Below are 17830 nucleotides of genomic sequence, written 5' to 3' on the forward strand. Positions count from 1 at the left end.
TACCAAGACTGATTATCGTGCTACAATCCTTTTGTAAAGCGATTTTACAAAGGGGGTCTGTTCATCTTGGACGGAAATATGAAAGCGCTTATCAAGAAGCCGGGGGAGCCGGGCGCCAGCTTCGAGCTCGTCCCGATTCCGAAGATCGACAAACACGAGGTCCTGATCAAAGTCAAAGCCGCATCGATTTGCGGAACCGATGTCCATATTTATAATTGGGATGAATGGGCGAAAAGCAGGGTTAAACCGCCTTATGTGTTCGGCCACGAATTTTCCGGCGAAGTTGTTCAAGTGGGGGAAAATGTGACTACGGTAAAAGAAGGGGAGTATGTTTCGGCAGAAACGCACATCGTTTGCGGAAAGTGCCTGCCGTGTTTGACCGGAAAAGAGCATGTCTGCAAAAAAACGCTGATTCTCGGTGTCGATACAGACGGCTGTTTTGCTGAATATGTCAAAATGCCCGCCGCAAACATTTGGAAAAACCCGGCCGGCATGCCTGAGGATCTCGCTTCTATTCAAGAACCGCTCGGAAATGCCGTGCATACGGTTCTGACGGGAATGACGGCTGGAGTGAAAGTCGCTGTCGTCGGCTGCGGACCGATCGGACTGATGGCCGTGGCAGTTGCAAAAGCGTCTGGGGCGGCGCAGGTGATCGCCATCGATAAAAATGAATACAGGCTCGACCTTGCATTGCAAATGGGGGCAACCGATATCATCTCCGTTGAAAAAGAAGATCCGCTCAAAAATGTAAGCGCTTTAACAAATGGTGAAGGGGCGGACTTGGTTTGCGAAATGTCAGGCCATCCGACGGCAATCCGCCAAAGTTTAAAAATGGCGGCAAACGGAGGACGGGTTCATGTCTTAAGCTTGCCTGAGCATCCCGTATGCATCGACATGACAAATGATATCGTCTTTAAAGGATTGACGGTCCAAGGAATTACCGGCCGCAAAATGTTTGAAACGTGGAGACAGGTCAGCGGTCTCCTCCAATCCGGCACGATTCAAATCAAGCCTGTCATCACTCACCGTTTCCCGATGGAAGAGTTTGAAAAAGGCTTTGAACTGATGAGAAAAGGGCAATGCGGCAAAGTCGTACTGATACCGTAGAAAGGAGAGATTAATATGAAAGAATTCAATTTTTTAGCTTCCGAGCTTAATACAATGAAAGAAAACGGAACTTTTCAAGAGCTGCCGATCATCGAATCAATGCAAGGATCAACCGTCAAAATGAAAGGAAAAGACATTATACAGCTTTCATCCAATAACTATCTCGGGCTGACGTCTCATCCGCGCCTCCAAAAAGCGGCCGAAGAGGCGGTCAAACGGTACGGAGCTGGAACCGGATCGGTCCGTACAATAGCCGGAACATTCACCATGCATGATGAGCTCGAAAAGAAGCTTGCTTCATTTAAAAACACTGAAGCGGCACTCGTATTCCAGTCCGGATTTACCGCAAATCAAGGCATTCTTTCAAGCATTCTCACCAAAGATGATCTTGTTATCTCAGACGAATTAAACCATGCTTCCATCATTGACGGCATCAGACTCACCAAAGCGGGCAAAAAAGTATATCAGCATGCGGACATGGAAGATTTAGAAAAGATTTTGAAAAAGTCGATGAACTACAGAATGCGCCTTATCGTTACAGACGGCGTGTTTTCGATGGACGGAGACATCGCGCCGCTGCCCGAAATCGTCCGGCTCGCTGAACAGTATGACGCATTTGTCATGGTCGACGACGCGCACGCGTCCGGCGTTCTCGGCGAAAACGGGCGCGGAACGGTTCACCATTTCGGGCTGGACGGGAAGGTTCACATTCAAGTCGGCACACTCAGCAAGGCGATCGGCGTATTAGGAGGCTATGCGGCCGGATCCAAGGTGCTGATCGACTACTTAAAGCATAAAGGAAGACCGTTTCTCTTCAGTACTTCCCATCCGCCGGCCGTCACTGCGGCATGCATTGAAGCGGTCAATGTGCTGATGGAGGAACCTTCATTGATTAAAAAGCTTTGGGACAATACCGCGTACTTCAAAAAAGAGCTTGAAAAAATCGGCCTTCCGCTGATTAAGAGCGAAACGCCGATTACGCCGATTTTGATCGGTGATGAAGCTGAGGCATGCCGCTTCTCAAACACGCTTTTTGAGCTCGGTTTATTTGCCCAGGCCATTGTATTTCCGACCGTCCCGAAAGGCAAAGCGCGGATCAGAACGATCATGACCGCCCAGCATTCGAAAGAAGAGCTCGATAAAGCGCTTGAAATCATTCAAACCGGCGCTAAAAAAGCGGGTCTGCTTTAAACTCATCGATTTCTTTTTGAACAAAGCAAATAACCATTGATAATCATTTTCAGTTAGTGTACAATGATGGGTTCTGGGTTGTGCTGACAACCGAGAACCTTTATACTGAAGAGTGGAGCTTTGTTTGAAAGGAGATCAAAAACATGAATGAGAAACAGCGCATTGAAAGCGGACAGGTCAATCCATCGGACAAAAAATCCGAGAAGGATTACAGCAAGTACTTCGAAGCTGTTTATGTTCCGCCTTCATTAAAAGATGCGAAAAAACGCGGCAAAGAAGAGGTTAAATACCATAACGATTTTAAAATCTCAGAGCAGTTCAGAGGCATGGGCGAAGGACGGAAGTTTTACATCCGCACGTACGGCTGCCAGATGAATGAGCACGATACCGAAGTGATGGCAGGGATTTTCATGGCGCTCGGCTATGAACCGACCGACTCGACGGAAGATGCAAACGTCATTTTGCTCAACACGTGTGCGATCCGGGAAAACGCGGAAAACAAAGTGTTTGGCGAAATCGGCCATTTAAAAGCTTTGAAAAAAGACAATCCGGATTTGATCCTCGGAGTCTGCGGATGTATGTCCCAGGAAGAATCAGTCGTCAACCGGATTTTAAAGAAACATCCGTTCGTCGATCTGATTTTCGGTACACACAATATCCACCGCTTGCCCGAACTTTTGTCAGAGGCTTATCTGTCAAAAGAAATGGTCATCGAAGTGTGGTCTAAAGAAGGCGATGTCATTGAAAACCTTCCGAAAGTCCGCACCGGCAAAATTAAAGGCTGGGTCAACATCATGTACGGCTGCGACAAGTTCTGTACGTACTGCATCGTGCCGTACACAAGAGGAAAAGAACGAAGCAGACGTCCTGAAGACATCATCCAGGAAGTGAGAAGGCTTGCGGCTGAAGGCTACAAAGAAATCACGCTTCTCGGACAGAACGTCAACGCCTACGGCAAAGATTTTGAGGATATGGAATACGGACTCGGCCACTTGATGGATGAACTCCGCAAAATCGACATTCCGCGAATCCGCTTCACGACAAGCCATCCGCGCGATTTTGACGACCATCTGATCGAGGTGCTCGCAAAAGGCGGAAACCTTCTGGACCACATCCATCTGCCTGTCCAGTCCGGAAGCTCGGATGTCTTGAAACTGATGGCGCGCAAATACGACCGGGAGCGCTATCTTGAGCTTGTCGCCAAAATTAAAAAAGCGATGCCGAACGCATCCTTAACAACGGACATTATCGTCGGCTTCCCGAACGAAACAGACGAGCAATTTGAAGAAACGCTCTCTTTATACAGAGAGGTTGAATTTGACAGCGCCTATACGTTCATCTACTCGCCTCGCGAAGGAACGCCTGCTGCCAAAATGAAAGACAATGTTCCGATGCGCGTGAAAAAAGAACGGCTTCAGCGGTTAAATGAAGTGGTCAACGAAATTTCCGCGAAGAAAATGAAGGAATATGAGGGGCAGGTTGTCGAAGTGTTAGTAGAGGGTGAAAGTAAAAACAACCCTGATATCCTTGCCGGCTATACACGGAAAAACAAGCTTGTCAACTTCAAAGGACCAAAAGAAGCGATCGGCCAGCTTGTCAACGTGAAAATCCACCAGGCGAAAACTTGGTCGCTTGACGGGGAAATGGTAGGAGAAGCAATCGAGGTGAAGTAAAGTGACGCTTTATACGAAAAAAGAGATTGTTGCAAAAGCGCGGGAGCTCGCAAAAATGATTGCAGAAACGGAAGAAGTCGACTTTTTCAAAAAAGCGGAGGCACAGATTAATGAGAATGCCAAAATAACGGGCATAATCAACCAAATCAAAGCCCTGCAAAAGCAAGCCGTCAACTTTAAACATTACGAAAAGCACGAAGCGCTTAAACAAACGGAAGCAAAGATTGACGCGCTTCAGGAAGAGCTTGACGAGATTCCGATCATTCAAGAGTTCAGAGACTCCCAAATGGAAGTCAACGACCTTCTTCAGCTTGTCGCGCATACAATATCAAACCAAGTGACAAACGAGATCATCACATCGACCGGGGGAGACCTGCTGAAAGGCGAGACCGGTTCAAAAGTGAAAAATTCATCACCGAGCTGTTCTCTATAATTTGGCGGCGCCTTTTAAGGCGCCGTTTTTTTTGAATTCAATTTCCCGCCGCGACGGCTTATTGAAAAGATTCGTTTTTCGGCTGTCTTTTTCTTTTCTGATTTAAGTCAAGTTTATCCTTTTACCTGCATACACTTAAACAGATTCATTATATGGGAATTTATTTTGATTTCTCAAGGAACGCACATTAGACGAATGCCCAGCATAGGATAATACGAGGAAAAACAAGGAGGCATGACCGAATGTCTGAATACAGGGAAATTATCACTAAAGCGGTGGTCGCGAAAGGCCGGAAATTCACCCAGTCCACTCATACAATCTCCCCTTCGCAAAAGCCAACCAGTATTTTAGGCGGTTGGATTATCAATCATAAGTATGACGCTGAAAAAATCGGAAAAACCGTGGAAATTGAAGGGACATATGATATCAACGTCTGGTATTCATATGCGGACAACACCAAAACCGAAGTTGTGACAGAACGCGTTTCCTATGTTGATGTCATTAAGCTCCGGTATCGCGACAAAAATTACTTAGATGATGAACACGAAGTCATTGCGAAAGTGCTTCAGCAGCCGAACTGCCTTGAAGTGACCATTTCTCCGAACGGAAACAAAGTGGTTGTACAGGCGGAAAGAGAATTTTTAGCAGAGGTCGTCGGCGAGACGAAGGTCGTCGTTGAGGTCAATTCTGATTGGACGGAAAGCGATGAAGAAGAAGCGTGGGAAGAAGAGCTTGATGAAGAACTTGAGGATATCAATCCCGAGTTTTTGGTTGGAGATCCAGAAGAATAAAAGGAAGCTAGGGAAACACCGCCCTAGTTTCTTTTTTTTCAGCACGAATCTTTATGGTATAATGAGTGTTGGAATCAATAGAAACGTTTATACATAGTGAGGGATTAAATATGGCAGGCTACACGCCTATGATACAGCAATATTTAAAGATTAAGGCAGAGTATCAGGATGCCTTTTTATTTTTTCGTCTTGGCGACTTTTATGAGATGTTTTTTGAAGATGCAAAAAAGGCGTCTCAGGAGCTCGAAATCACGCTGACGAGCAGGGACGGAGGATCAAGCGAAAGAATTCCGATGTGCGGGGTTCCTTATCATTCCTGCTCTTCGTATATCGAACAGCTCATTAAAAAAGGCTATAAAGTCGCGATCTGTGAACAGGTGGAGGACCCTAAATCGGCCAAAGGAGTCGTCAAAAGGGAAGTCGTGCAGCTGATCACACCCGGCACCGTGATGGACGGCAAAGGGATTCATGAAAATGAAAACAACTTTATCGCCTCTGTCAGTAAATTTCAGCATACATACGGGCTCGCTTTTTCTGATTTGACGACAGGCGAGAATTTAGTAACGGCTATCGAAAGGCTTGATGATGTCGTTTCCGAAATTTACTCTGTCGGAGCAAGGGAAATCGTCGTCAGCCGCAACCTTGACGAGAAAGACGTCGCAATGCTGAAAGAGCGCTGCGGCGCCACGATCTCTTTCGAGGATGAACAAGCGGATGAAGTGCCTGGCATTGTGAACGGACTGGGGTCCAAAGAGCTTGTCGATACGTTTATGAGGCTTTACGTCTACTTGAAGCGGACGCAGAAAAGAAGCCTCGACCACCTTCAAAACGTTCAGGCCTACGAGCTCGAAGAAGCGATGAAAATCGATTTGTACTCGAAACGCAATCTTGAACTGACGGAAACGATCCGTTCGAAAAACAAAAAAGGCTCGCTTCTTTGGCTTTTGGATGAAACGAAAACGGCCATGGGAGGGCGGCTGTTAAAGCAATGGATCGACAGGCCGCTGATCAGAAAGGGACAGATCGAAGAGCGCCAGGAAATCGTTGAAACGCTGATCGCCCATCTGTTTGAGCGGGAAGATTTGCGCGAACGGCTGAAGGAAGTATACGACCTCGAGCGGCTCGCCGGAAGGGTCGCATACGGCAACGTCAACGCCAGAGATTTGATCCAGCTGAAGGAATCGCTGAAACAAGTCCCGGCCATCAAACAGCTTGTCGGCTCCCTCGACCATCCGAAAGCAAAAGCGCGCGCCGAGAAAATCGATCCGTGCGGCGATCTTTTGAATCTTTTGGAAGACGCGCTATACGAGAATCCGCCTCTTTCATTAAAAGAGGGGAACTTAATCAAAGACGGCTACCACGCGAAACTGGATGAATACAGGGACGCAAGCAAGAACGGAAAAGACTGGATCGCAAGGCTTGAGCAGCAGGAACGCGAGTACACGGGAATCCGCTCTTTAAAAGTCGGCTTTAACAAGGTGTTCGGCTATTATATTGAAGTGACGAAAGCGAACATCCATCTGCTTGAAGAAGGCCGCTATGAACGGAAGCAGACGCTGACCAATGCAGAACGCTACATCACGCCGGAGCTGAAAGAAAAAGAAGCCCTGATTCTCGAAGCGGAAAACAATATTTGCGAGCTGGAGTATGAGCTGTTTTCCGAGCTTCGCAGCAAGGTGAAGGAATATATCCCGCGCTTGCAGCAGCTGGCAAAAATGATGAGCGAGCTTGATGTGCTCCAATGTTTTGCGACGATCAGCGAAAACCGGCACTATGTTAAGCCGGAGTTTTCCGATGATGTCGTTCAGGTGATCGACGGACGGCATCCGGTCGTAGAAAAGGTGATGGACAGCCAGTCTTACGTTCCGAACAGCTGTGAAATGGGCAAAGGCAGGCAGATGCTTTTAATCACCGGGCCGAATATGTCCGGGAAAAGCACGTATATGAGACAGATGGCGCTGATCTCCATTTTGGCGCAGATCGGCTGCTTTGTTCCTGCGAAAAAAGCGGTGCTGCCGATCTTTGATCAGATCTTTACGAGAATTGGCGCAGCGGATGATCTTATATCCGGACAGAGCACGTTTATGGTGGAAATGCTTGAAGCCAAAAACGCGATCGTCCATGCGACGAAAAACAGCTTGATTTTATTTGACGAAATCGGCCGGGGTACGTCCACTTACGACGGAATGGCGCTTGCACAAGCGATCATCGAGTACGTTCACGAGCACATCGGCGCGAAGACTTTATTTTCCACTCACTACCACGAGCTGACGTCCCTTGAAGAAAAGCTGGACGATTTGAAGAATGTCCACGTTCGTGCGGAAGAATACGAAGGAAAGGTCGTTTTCCTTCACCAGATAAAAGAAGGAGCAGCAGATAAAAGCTACGGTATCCATGTCGCGCAGCTGGCTGAATTGCCCGACGGTTTGATCAGCAGGGCGAAAACGATCCTGAAAGAACTTGAATCCGGCGCAAAAGAAGCCGCTCCATCAACGGCACCGAATATGGTAAAAGAGGCGGCGGAAGAAGCCGCGGCGACTGTTGCAGATCAACCGGCCCAGCTGTCATTTTTTGAGACGGACAAGCCAATAGAAAAAGAGACGAAGCTCTCCAAAAAAGAGCAGGCTGTTTTAGCCGAATTTAAAGCGATGGATCTGCTCGATATGACGCCTATACAAGTCATGAATGAACTGTACAGGCTGCAAAAAAAATTAAAGTAACAAAGAGGTGAGCCAACTTGGCAAAAATTGTTCAGCTGCCTGACGATTTATCGAATAAAATCGCGGCGGGTGAAGTAGTGGAAAGGCCGGCGTCGGTCGTCAAAGAGCTTGTCGAAAATGCAATCGATGCGAACAGCTCCGTGATTGAAATCGATGTTGAAGAAGCGGGTCTCGCCTCGATTAAAGTGCTTGACGACGGCGAAGGGATGGACGCAGAAGACTGCAGAACGGCTTTTTTGCGTCATGCCACAAGCAAAATCAAAGACGAAAACGACCTGTTTCGCGTCAGAACGCTCGGATTTCGCGGAGAAGCTTTGCCAAGTATCGCGTCTGTCTCACACTTAAGCATTAAAACGAGCACCGGAGAAGGGGCAGGCACCCATTTGACGCTGCAGGGGGGAAGAATCATTTCCGAGCAAAAAGCGCCAAGCCGCAGAGGAACCGAAATTACGGTTACCAACCTGTTTTTCAATACGCCGGCAAGGCTGAAATACATGAAAACGATTCATACCGAGCTTGGCAACATCACAGATGTGGTCAACAGAATCGCCCTTGCCCATCCGGAAGTTTCGATCAGGCTGCGTCATCAAGGGAAAACGCTTCTGCAGACAAACGGAAACGGCGATGTCCGCCACGTGCTTGCGGCGATTTACGGCACGGCGGTTGCCAAAAAAATGCTCCCGCTTGAAGCGAGATCTCTTGACTTTGAAGTGAAGGGCTATATCGCTCTTCCTGAAATTACGCGCGCCTCGCGAAATTACATGTCATCTGTCGTCAACGGCAGATACATTAAAAACTTCCCGCTCGTAAAAGCGATCCACGAGGGCTACCATACGCTTCTTCCGATCGGCCGCCATCCGATCACGTTCATTGAAATCAACATGGACCCGCTCCTTGTGGACGTCAACGTGCACCCGTCAAAGCTGGAGGTCAGGCTGAGCAAAGAGACGGAGCTTCACGAGCTGATTCGCGACGCCATCAAAGACGTCTTTAAACAGCAGCAGCTCATTCCAAGCGTGCAGGTCCCGAAAAAAACCGCACCTCTGATCAATAAACCAGAGCAGCAAAAGCTTGATTTCGACCAGGTACGAGAACCGGCACCTCTTTCTGATTCTGATGTTGAAAGAGAGTATAAGCCGGAGCCTTCGTTTTCGGCGATGAAATTAAGCTCGCTTGTCAAAGACCCGCCGCCTTCCGCTCCCGTAGAGCGCGAAGAAAACGTAATGCAGGACACCGAGCCTGAATGGCCCGGAGCTGAAGAGTATACGCCTGAAGCCGCGCCGGCCGTACAAGCAGAACCGGAACAGGCAGGAGAGAACGTCCAGGACGAAGAGACGCCAAAAGAAAGGGTGCCGATCATGTATCCGATCGGCCAAATGCACGGCACCTACATACTTGCCCAAAATGAAAACGGGCTGTACATCATCGATCAGCACGCCGCACAGGAGCGGATCAAATACGAATATTTCCGTGAAAAAGTCGGGGAAGTCGAATCGGAAGTCCAGGACCTGCTTGTGCCGCTGACATTCCATTATTCAAAAAATGAAGCGCTGACGATCGACCAGCACTTGGACGATTTAGCCAAAGTCGGCGTCTTTCTCGAATCGTTCGGCGCCGGCAGCTATATCGTCCGATGCCACCCGACATGGTTTCCGAAAGGGGAAGAAACGACGATCATTGAAGACATCATTCAGCAGGTCCTTGATGACCGCACGATCGACATCAAAAAACTGCGCGAAGAAGCCGCAATCATGATGAGCTGCAAAGGCTCCATCAAAGCCAATCATCACCTGCGGGACGACGAAATCACCGCCCTGCTCGATGAGCTGCGCAGAACATCCGACCCTTTCACATGCCCGCACGGCCGGCCGATCATCATCCACTACTCCACCTATGAGATGGAGAAGATGTTTAAGCGGGTAATGTAATTTTTAATCGCTCACAACCTTTGGTATATCAATGGCTGTGGGCGATTTTGATTTTATTGACCACATTTTGACCGCATTAACACTAGACGGCCTGCTTTAAATCTTGCCGTCTGTAAGAAGACAATTAGGAAGCGGCACGTATATCGTCCGGGTATTCTGTTTTATGGATGATTGTAAGCTATAATTCTAAGAAAATTTGGATAACCAAAAGAGGGCTTCTCTTTGAGATCAGGTCTCATAGGCAACCATTAGTCAGATTTCGCAGCTGTTTTCATTTTTCTAGAAAATGTTATAATGAAAAGCCACGAAATGACTTGAAGAGGGGGAATTTTGATGCATTACATAACGGCATGCTTAAACATCATCAGCGATAAAGACCTTAATGAAATAATGAAGGAATTCAAAACACTTGAGGAAAAAACGAACAAAGAAGAAGGGTGTATTCAATTCCATGCTTATCCGCTTGAACCGTCGGAGCGCAAAATAATGCTCTGGGAGATTTGGGAAAACGAAGAAGCTGTTAAAGCCCATTTCACGAAAAAACACACAAAAGATGTTCAAAATCAACAATTAACAGAAGTAGAATGGTTAATCAAAAGCAATGTGAATGATTAAAGCGCGAAACATTCAATGACGAAAAATTAACCCCCGTAATCGAGTGGAAAATTGTTGGAGGATTGTTGTCCAACGCTGCCAACAGTCATCATTTTCATTTAGAAATCATCAGATTATTCATAGCAGTGATTAGAAAATTTTTTTGTCCGAGGTACTGTAATGATTTGATTCACTGCATGATATGAAGGGATACAAAAAGCTCGGTTCTGTCGATGTCACCGATGAAATCGGTACAGGCAAGGACTTCATCGGCGGTTCGTACATGCTTTATTCAAACGGTCAAATTGTCCGAAAATACATATCCGGCGGTGAAGTGAAATACGAACTTGTCAGTCGCATACCGGAAAGCAGAGTGAAGAAAAGCAACATTGAAAAAGCTCTTGATTGGGCTAAAGACACAGTTGGGGAATTGTCCGGTGGTTATGATGGTTATAGAGCGATAACAGGTGTTGACCCTGTGACTGGTGAAAAACTAACCGTCACTGACCGTATCCTGTCCGGTGTTTCTGTCATACCCGCTACTAAAGTAGTCAAGGTAGGGAAATATGCTTTCAAAGCCACTAAAGGTGCGAAGACGGCGAAAAGGGTTTCGAATGCCGAGAGAAGTGCTAATGCTACGCCTAAAATTAATAGAAAACAAGCTCTCAATCAGGCAAAAGACTTAGCTGGCAACAACCTACACGTCAATGGCAGGTTGGCGATGATATAACTAAGAAGGGTGTAGACTATAAAAACTATAAATATAGTTCAAATCCAACCCATCATGGACGTTACTATGAGTACGAAACTCCTGAAGGATTAAGAGTGGTTGTTACCCATACTAACGATAACAGATTACACGCACATGCAGGTAAGCCTGACAAAGAGGCAAATCAATTCAACTATGACTTTAAGAAAGAGAGATATACTAATATATACGGTCCTAATGGAGACCACCATATATACTATAAATAAAAGGTGAGGAAGTTATGTCGTCTCGTAATGAAATTATTAAACAAAAAAAGCGATAATGAATGCAAGGAAATCGATGAAGGAATTTACTTGCTTAGAACTATTAGATTTTGAAGAGTTTGATTCTCCTTGGATAGACTTGTTCGAGCCATTACTAAAACAATTTCGAAGAATAGATTCCAAACCAACTTATTATAAATTAATTGGGGATTCTAAAGAAAACAATATTTTATGGATAGAAAATTCCCTAAGTTTCCTTAAACAAAAAAAAGAGTGGTTTATCGTTGTTCCCAAATGTTTACAACCAGTGTGGGCAAATGTTCGAGTTTTAGACTATTCTAAAGCAATTCATGAGCTTTGGGAAATGTCAGAACCTGATAATTTCCTAATTGCTGATAAATCTACAGGAATGATTGCAAAAATATTTTTTGAAGAACAACAATACGAGATCCATATTGGAAAATGTAGTCTTGATAACATTAAAAAGAATAACTAAGAGAACTATTTAAACACCTTGATTGGCAACTGCCTATCAAGGTTTTTTCATATTCAAATCCGACAAAAAGGGGGATAAAATGGGGGACTTTTTCTATTCCACTTTGTCATACGATAGAGACAAGAAAAACGAACGTGAATATCGAGTCCAAGAAGGAGAGCCTGCGGACACTGACCTTTTGCATATGGATGTTGTGCAGCTGATTGGTGGCCGCTTTTTTATTGGCCAGAATGGGAGACGCACCTTTCCCTTATCAAGTGTGAACTCGGATGTATCGAATGATGATGAAGGTCGTCAGCTTCACAGGAGGAACGGCTGGAGGCTGGAGTCTATGCAGGATTGCGCGCGATAGTCAGGGGACGCAGGGAAGTCCTTATAAGAACAAAAAGAAAAGCAGGCAAATAACCTGCTTAAAAACTGATTTTGCCCTTGAAATAGACTCGCAAAATCAAATCTCGGGTCTTTCTGTTAAGCAAAGAGAGAGCCAACAAAGCGAGAAAGAGTTACTTTGCGATGCAATTTTTAAATTGCCGCTCCAGTTCCTCTTTGTCCAAGTCCTTTCCGATGAAAACAAGTTCGCTTTGTTTTTTCTCGTTTTCGTTCCACTTCCGGTCCGGACGTCCTGAAAACAGCATATGAAGCCCTTGGAATACGATTCGATATTCTTCGCCTTTAATATAAAGGATCCCTTTATAACGCAATAAATCTTCTCCTTTTTCCCGTACGAGATAACTCATCCAATGATCCACCTTTGCCAAATCAAGAGGCTTCTCTTCCCGAAAAGCGATAGAAGACACTTTATCATCGTGATGGTGGTGATGATGATCTTCTAGAAAATGAGGATCGATTTCAATTTTTCGATTGACGTCGAACGTATTGATCCCCAGTATATCTCTTAAATTGACCTTGCAATCTCTGGCATACAGCCTCTTAGCCGTAGGATTAATGTTGACAAGTCTTTGCTCCAAGGATTTCAGCTCGTTATTCGATACTAAATCTGTTTTATTGAGGATGATGACGTCAGCAAATGCGATTTGCTCTTGCGCTTCATCCTGATCATCCAGATGTCTGGTGACATGCTTGCTGTCTACTACCGTGACGATGCTGTCAACTTCAAATATTTCGGATAGCAGTTCATCCATGAAAAACGTCTGGGCAACGGGGGCAGGATCAGCCAGTCCCGTTGTTTCGATTAAAACGCGATCAAATGCAACTTTCCCTTGATCCATTGAGAATACAAGCGTTCTCAGAATGCGAATCAAATCTCCGCGGACCGTGCAACAGATACAGCCGTTGTTCATTTCCAAAATTTCTTCTTCAGAATCAACGACAAGCTGGTTGTCTATCCCGACTTCTCCGTACTCATTGACAATAACCGCGATCTTTTGATTGTGCTTTTCTGTAAGTATTCGATTTAAAAGTGTGGTTTTCCCGGCGCCTAAGTACCCAGTGAGAATAGCGACAGGAATTTTCTTTTTAGTTATAGGCATGATCATTCGACTCCATTTAAAATTTTTTCGATACTTTGATTACTTTTTCTTTTGGAACTCCGGAGATGACGCCGGATGAACGTTCGAAGCGTTGGCCGTCATACAAATGGCTTGCTTTTTCTTTATAATCTTCATTGGTACAAAGCGAGTCAATCAGGAGGGGGACATCCTCAGGTTTTAAATCTCTATACCAAGTTCCTCTCGGGTAATGGATGGCCACGCACTTATCTTGACACCTTCCATTACACCGCGTGCGCGTTGTATGAATGAAATCATCAAGCTCCCGGTCCGAGATTTCTTGCCGAATCACTTGAGTCAGTTCCTCAGCTCCGGCCCGATTGCAGCTGCTGCCGTTGCAGATAAAAATATGATGTTTCATATTACTTAAATCCCATGTCGCCATATGTATCTTCCCTCCAAATAAAACAGAATTATTCCGATTTGTAAGCGATAAAATGATAAAGAACTGAGAATGAATATAGAGGCGCCCCGGTCGATCACTGTCCGAAAGGTGATACTCATAACGGGGAGACGGCCCCGGCAACATCCGCAGTATTTCACTCCTTTCGAAAAGCTCCATATATTTCAGCCTTCTTTTGCGCCTTTGGTTATTTCAATACTACAACAAAACGTAATTATTACGATTTGAAAATCATTTTATCTCTTTTTCAAGTCAAACGCAAATAGAAGAGGTTAAACGGTGCCAATGAGATCTGTGCAGCTTCTTTATCCAGCCGCACCTTGGCGCAAAAACCCCTTGAGCAATCAAGGGGTTTTTTATCTATAGCAATTTTTCCATTGCCATTACATCGATAAAACGTCCATCTAAAATTCCTTGATTTTTAAAGATGCCAACTTGCCTGTAGCCCATTTTATTGTATAGGTTTTGCCCAAGTTCGTTAAAGGGAAATGTAAAGAGGACGATTTTATAAAAACTATTCTCTTTAGCTGTTTTTTCTAGAGCTTGAAGAAGGAGGCCGCCTATTCCTTTTCCGCGGCATGCACGATCAACATAGACAGAAAGGTCGGCAACACCTTGATAAGCACAACGGTGGGAGTACGGGTTCAAAGAAGCCCAGCCTACAATTTCTCCTTTTGATTCGGCCACAAGGACAGAATAGCGCCCTTGATGTTCCTGAAACCATATTTCGATATCGCTCATTTCCTTTAAATCTTGCTCCAGAGTCGCAATTCGATCTTCAATGCCCTGATTATAAATAGTTAAGATAAATGGCAAATCGGCAGAAATAGCTTTTCGAATGTTTATGTTATGCATGAGTTCCTCCGTAGAAGGACTTCGAGTGCAGCATCATATGATAAGTTGGTCACTAAATTGTCCGCAAGTTTTTGAAAGCGCGTTCGTTATTGTTTGCTTGACGGATCTAAGCGGAATTGGCAACAGACAGGGTAAAAGAGAGCAGGCCTAAGCTTTGCTCTCTATTTTTTTGACACTTCATCTTTGAATAAATGTTTCTATTTCCCGTTACTTGATATCGATGGCCGAAGCTTTATTGTCCCAATCAGAAGCCATATTAGCAGTTTTGCCGTACCAATCGGAATGTCTAAACAAAACGCCTTTGCCGTATCCTTGAGTTGAAGTATGCTCCCACAGCGTCGTTGAATAGCTTGATGAAGGAGACGCCGTACTTAACGATGAAATTCTGTCATTCCAGCTGGATGGCAAGTTTTTAAATCCGTCTCTCCAGTAAATATACTGCCCGCCTTTATTTTTATATTCATAGAAATCGGTACAGCAGGGACCGCTGGCAGAAGGTTTGAATTGCTTCTCAAGCCTCTGCTTGTCTTTCGCGATAAAGGCTTCTAAAGTAACCTTGCTCGTAAATCCATACGCAAGCAAATCGCCGTTCTTATTCTGCTTGGGCAGAACCATGGTTACTTTGACATCTCTGACGGATTTGGCGTTGGCTTGAGCCGGCGAATCCACATTTTTTCCGTCAACGGTTAAGTAGTGGAAAGATTTGACCGTATATTGATTCCGCTGCTGATCGTCCAGTTTCACTTTAACATCGCTTTCATTTTGCGACGCAGCGCTTGCCGTCGACGCGGAAATCAAACAGGCAGCGGCAACGAGTCCAATCCCAATTGTTTTCTTGAACTTAGTTTTAAACATATAACAACACTCCCTCTCTTAATTTTCCTATTTATTAATAGGATGGAAAAATAATAGCATTAATAGAATGAAAATCATGTCTCTTTTTGAAAAAAACATTAATTTTCTATTAACATTCAGCAGCAGGAGAGGTTCGGTATCTGTATTGCATTAAAAAAAGGCTCTTTTTTAAAAAAGAGCCTTTCATGATGGAGTCAACAACGGTAAGCAGGAGGAGAACATGTAAAATAAGGAGAAGGTCATAAGTTATTGCTGACTTTTAAAACGAACTTTTTAGTAGCCTCCATATCCACCGCCGAACCAGCTGGCGCCGATGATGATTAAGAGAATGAACAGAACAACAATTAAAGCAAAACCGCTTCCGTGTCCGTAACCTCCGCTCATATGTTTCACCTCCCTAAAGAGACATAGTTTATCCTATGTCACTTTATAAATTTGGTATAGGATATTGATTTACATTTTTAAAAATAGTTGAACCAACTTCACCCTCATGCGAGTCTCAGATGAAGAGCCGACTATCATGAGGACTTCGTGCAGAGAGGATGAAAATGGTGATTGGCGTCCTTTAAACGGAATATAATGCAATAAATCCACCGAAAAGGGCGCTGAATAAATTGAATTTTCAATTAACTGAAAAAGACATGCTTCGTATCATCAGGAATGGTCTTCAAACGGCACAGTACCCTAAGCATATGATGATCGTTGGTGCCGGGTTGTCCGGACTTATCGCAGCGTCTTTATTAAAGAATGCCGGGCATAGAGTGACGATTGTGGAAGCAAATGACAGAGCGGGAGGGCGTGTTTTTACTTCCCGTGCGCCCTTTAGCGAAGGGTTGTATTTCAATGCCGGGCCGATGCGCATCCCCGATATCCATACTTTAACGATGGAATATATTAAGAAGTTTAATCTGCCTGTCAATGTGTTTATCAACCGAACCCCCATGGATATTCTTTACGTCAACGGCGTGAAAACCCGTCTTCATGAGTTTGAAAAAAATCCGGGCGTTTTAAGGTTCCCTGTTGCTCCCCATGAGTAGGGAAAAACGGCAGAACAGCTGATGCTTTCTGCTTTGCAGCCTATCCTCAATTTTATCAGCCAAGATCCGGCGAGAAATTGGCGTATTGTTGAAAAACAATACAGGAACGAATCGTTAGGATCTTTTCTCAACACTCATTTTTCAAGCGGTTCCATCGATATGATTGGTGTGCTTTTGGACATGGAAGCGTACATGGGATTGTCCCTTGTCGAAGTATTGCGGGAATCGATTTTTTTTACATCGCCGACTCGCTTCTATGAGATTACATGCGGCATGGACCTGTTGACGCAAGCTTTTCTTCCGCAATTAAAGGGGAATATTTTATTCCGTCAAAAATTGATGAAAATGTCTCAAACTAAAAACAGTGTAACAGCCCATTGCATTCACCAGCAGTCGGCAGAACATTCAGCGGTGACAGGTGACTTCGCGATCGTAACAATACCTTTTTCAGCATTGCGATTTGTGGCATTTGAGCCGTTTGAATCCTTTTCCTACCAAAAGCGGAGAGCGATTCGGGAGCTTAACTATATTGCGGCGACAAAAATAGGAATCGAATTTAAGAGCAGGTTTTGGGAAAGAGTCGGACAGCGCGGCGGCAGATCGATTACCGATTTGCCGATTCGCTTTTCATACTACCCTAGCAGCATAGGAGGACACGGGCATGCTGTCATTTTAGCGAGCTATACGTGGGCTGATGAAGCGCTAATATGGGACAGTCAGCCTGAAGAAGAGCGGATCCGCTATACGCTGAAAAATTTAGCGAAAATATATGGAGATATCGTGTATTCTGAGTTTGTATCAGGCGCTTCTTTCAGCTGGACGCAAAATCCTTTTTCAGCCGGAGCATTTACAGCTTTCGAACCAGGGCAGGAATTAGAGTTGTATCCTTATATTCCGATGCCTGAAGGAAGGGTGTATTTCGCCGGGGAACACGCTTCCCTCACTCATGGGTGGATGCAGGGAGCGATTGAATCGGGAATACGGGCGGCGTATGAAGTAAATCAGGCCTCCCGCGTATAACATGAACTTTGCAAGTATTTTAATAGAAAGAACCGATTTTAAGGGATGGGGAAGAGTCGCTGTTAAAAAGCGGCTTGTTCGTTTTTATTGAGTTAAACAGACGGATCTTCCAATAAACTCCGCCTTCTGAGGGGATGTAAATTTGTTTTTGCTTCCTCAACAGTAAGAAGTGTTTCCATTCGTAAAAACAAGTTTTTAAGAACTTCATTTATAAAAAATTTTAATGCTTATGATACAATTGAATTGC

At 45.0% G+C, this 17830-nt stretch carries 16 protein-coding genes and 1 pseudogene; 12 read left to right on the forward strand and 5 right to left on the reverse strand.

Annotated features, from left to right (window positions below):
* Window positions 1-63: 63 nt before the first annotated feature.
* From tdh to TRNA_RS31070, 11 genes are all read left to right on the forward strand, one after another.
* Window positions 64-1107 (forward strand): L-threonine 3-dehydrogenase, encoded by a 1044-nt coding sequence (tdh, locus tag TRNA_RS31025; RefSeq protein WP_085959523.1) that lies wholly within the window; start codon window positions 64-66, stop codon window positions 1105-1107.
* Between the two features lie 15 nt (window positions 1108-1122).
* Window positions 1123-2298 carry a glycine C-acetyltransferase gene (locus tag TRNA_RS31030; RefSeq protein ID WP_011197984.1) on the forward strand — a complete coding sequence of 392 codons (1176 nt, stop codon included), beginning with the start codon at window positions 1123-1125 and terminating at the stop codon, window positions 2296-2298.
* 143 nt (window positions 2299-2441) lie between these two features.
* A complete protein-coding gene (gene miaB / locus TRNA_RS31035) occupies window positions 2442-3971 on the forward strand; it encodes a tRNA (N6-isopentenyl adenosine(37)-C2)-methylthiotransferase MiaB (protein WP_003181965.1) in 1530 nt (509 codons plus the stop codon).
* A gap of 1 nt (window position 3972) precedes the next feature.
* Window positions 3973-4404: a RicAFT regulatory complex protein RicA family protein gene (locus TRNA_RS31040; protein WP_003181967.1), complete on the forward strand. Its 432-nt coding sequence runs from the start codon at window positions 3973-3975 to the stop codon at window positions 4402-4404.
* 242 nt (window positions 4405-4646) lie between these two features.
* On the forward strand, window positions 4647-5195 hold the full coding sequence (gene cotE / locus TRNA_RS31045; RefSeq protein ID WP_003181968.1) for an outer spore coat protein CotE: 549 nt from the start codon (window positions 4647-4649) through the stop codon (window positions 5193-5195).
* A 110-nt stretch (window positions 5196-5305) separates the two neighbouring features.
* Window positions 5306-7915, forward strand: a complete 2610-nt coding sequence (gene mutS / locus TRNA_RS31050; protein WP_011197985.1) for a DNA mismatch repair protein MutS — start codon at window positions 5306-5308, stop codon at window positions 7913-7915.
* A gap of 17 nt (window positions 7916-7932) precedes the next feature.
* Window positions 7933-9843, forward strand: a complete 1911-nt coding sequence (gene mutL, locus TRNA_RS31055; protein WP_003181972.1) for a DNA mismatch repair endonuclease MutL — start codon at window positions 7933-7935, stop codon at window positions 9841-9843.
* A 333-nt stretch (window positions 9844-10176) separates the two neighbouring features.
* Window positions 10177-10458 carry a putative quinol monooxygenase gene (locus TRNA_RS31060; protein ID WP_003181975.1) on the forward strand — a complete coding sequence of 94 codons (282 nt, stop codon included), beginning with the start codon at window positions 10177-10179 and terminating at the stop codon, window positions 10456-10458.
* Window positions 10459-10639: 181 nt separating this feature from the next.
* Window positions 10640-11167, forward strand: coding sequence for a pre-toxin TG domain-containing protein (locus TRNA_RS31065; protein WP_003181977.1), 528 nt, complete (start codon window positions 10640-10642; stop codon window positions 11165-11167).
* Entirely contained in the window at window positions 11164-11412 is a 249-nt protein-coding gene (locus TRNA_RS43250) for an HNH/endonuclease VII fold putative polymorphic toxin (protein WP_080508521.1), read from the forward strand. The genes TRNA_RS31065 and TRNA_RS43250 overlap by 4 nt, the downstream gene beginning before the upstream one ends.
* A 55-nt stretch (window positions 11413-11467) precedes the next feature.
* Window positions 11468-11905 carry a hypothetical protein gene (locus tag TRNA_RS31070; RefSeq protein WP_011201654.1) on the forward strand — a complete coding sequence of 146 codons (438 nt, stop codon included), beginning with the start codon at window positions 11468-11470 and terminating at the stop codon, window positions 11903-11905.
* Window positions 11906-12408: 503 nt separating this feature from the next.
* Here TRNA_RS31070 and TRNA_RS31080 read toward each other — a convergent pair.
* From TRNA_RS31080 to TRNA_RS43255, 5 genes are all read right to left on the reverse strand, one after another.
* Window positions 12409-13401 (reverse strand): CobW family GTP-binding protein, encoded by a 993-nt coding sequence (locus TRNA_RS31080; RefSeq protein WP_003181980.1) that lies wholly within the window; start codon window positions 13399-13401, stop codon window positions 12409-12411.
* A gap of 10 nt (window positions 13402-13411) precedes the next feature.
* Window positions 13412-13798, reverse strand: a complete 387-nt coding sequence (locus TRNA_RS31085) for a (2Fe-2S) ferredoxin domain-containing protein (protein WP_003181982.1) — start codon at window positions 13796-13798, stop codon at window positions 13412-13414.
* Between the two features lie 378 nt (window positions 13799-14176).
* Window positions 14177-14671 carry an arsinothricin resistance N-acetyltransferase ArsN1 family A gene (locus TRNA_RS31090; RefSeq protein WP_011197989.1) on the reverse strand — a complete coding sequence of 165 codons (495 nt, stop codon included), beginning with the start codon at window positions 14669-14671 and terminating at the stop codon, window positions 14177-14179.
* A 207-nt stretch (window positions 14672-14878) separates the two neighbouring features.
* Window positions 14879-15526 (reverse strand): hypothetical protein, encoded by a 648-nt coding sequence (locus tag TRNA_RS31095; RefSeq protein WP_003181986.1) that lies wholly within the window; start codon window positions 15524-15526, stop codon window positions 14879-14881.
* 273 nt (window positions 15527-15799) lie between these two features.
* Complete coding sequence (locus tag TRNA_RS43255) at window positions 15800-15910, reverse strand: YjcZ family sporulation protein (protein ID WP_011197990.1); 111 nt, start codon at window positions 15908-15910, stop codon at window positions 15800-15802.
* 257 nt (window positions 15911-16167) lie between these two features.
* Between TRNA_RS43255 and TRNA_RS31100 the strand changes: the two are divergent.
* Window positions 16168-17583, forward strand: a pseudogene (locus TRNA_RS31100) (flavin monoamine oxidase family protein).
* Window positions 17584-17830 lie beyond the last annotated feature (247 nt).

It is taken from the genome of Bacillus licheniformis DSM 13 = ATCC 14580, from assembly GCF_000011645.1.
Lineage (GTDB): Bacteria > Bacillota > Bacilli > Bacillales > Bacillaceae > Bacillus > Bacillus licheniformis.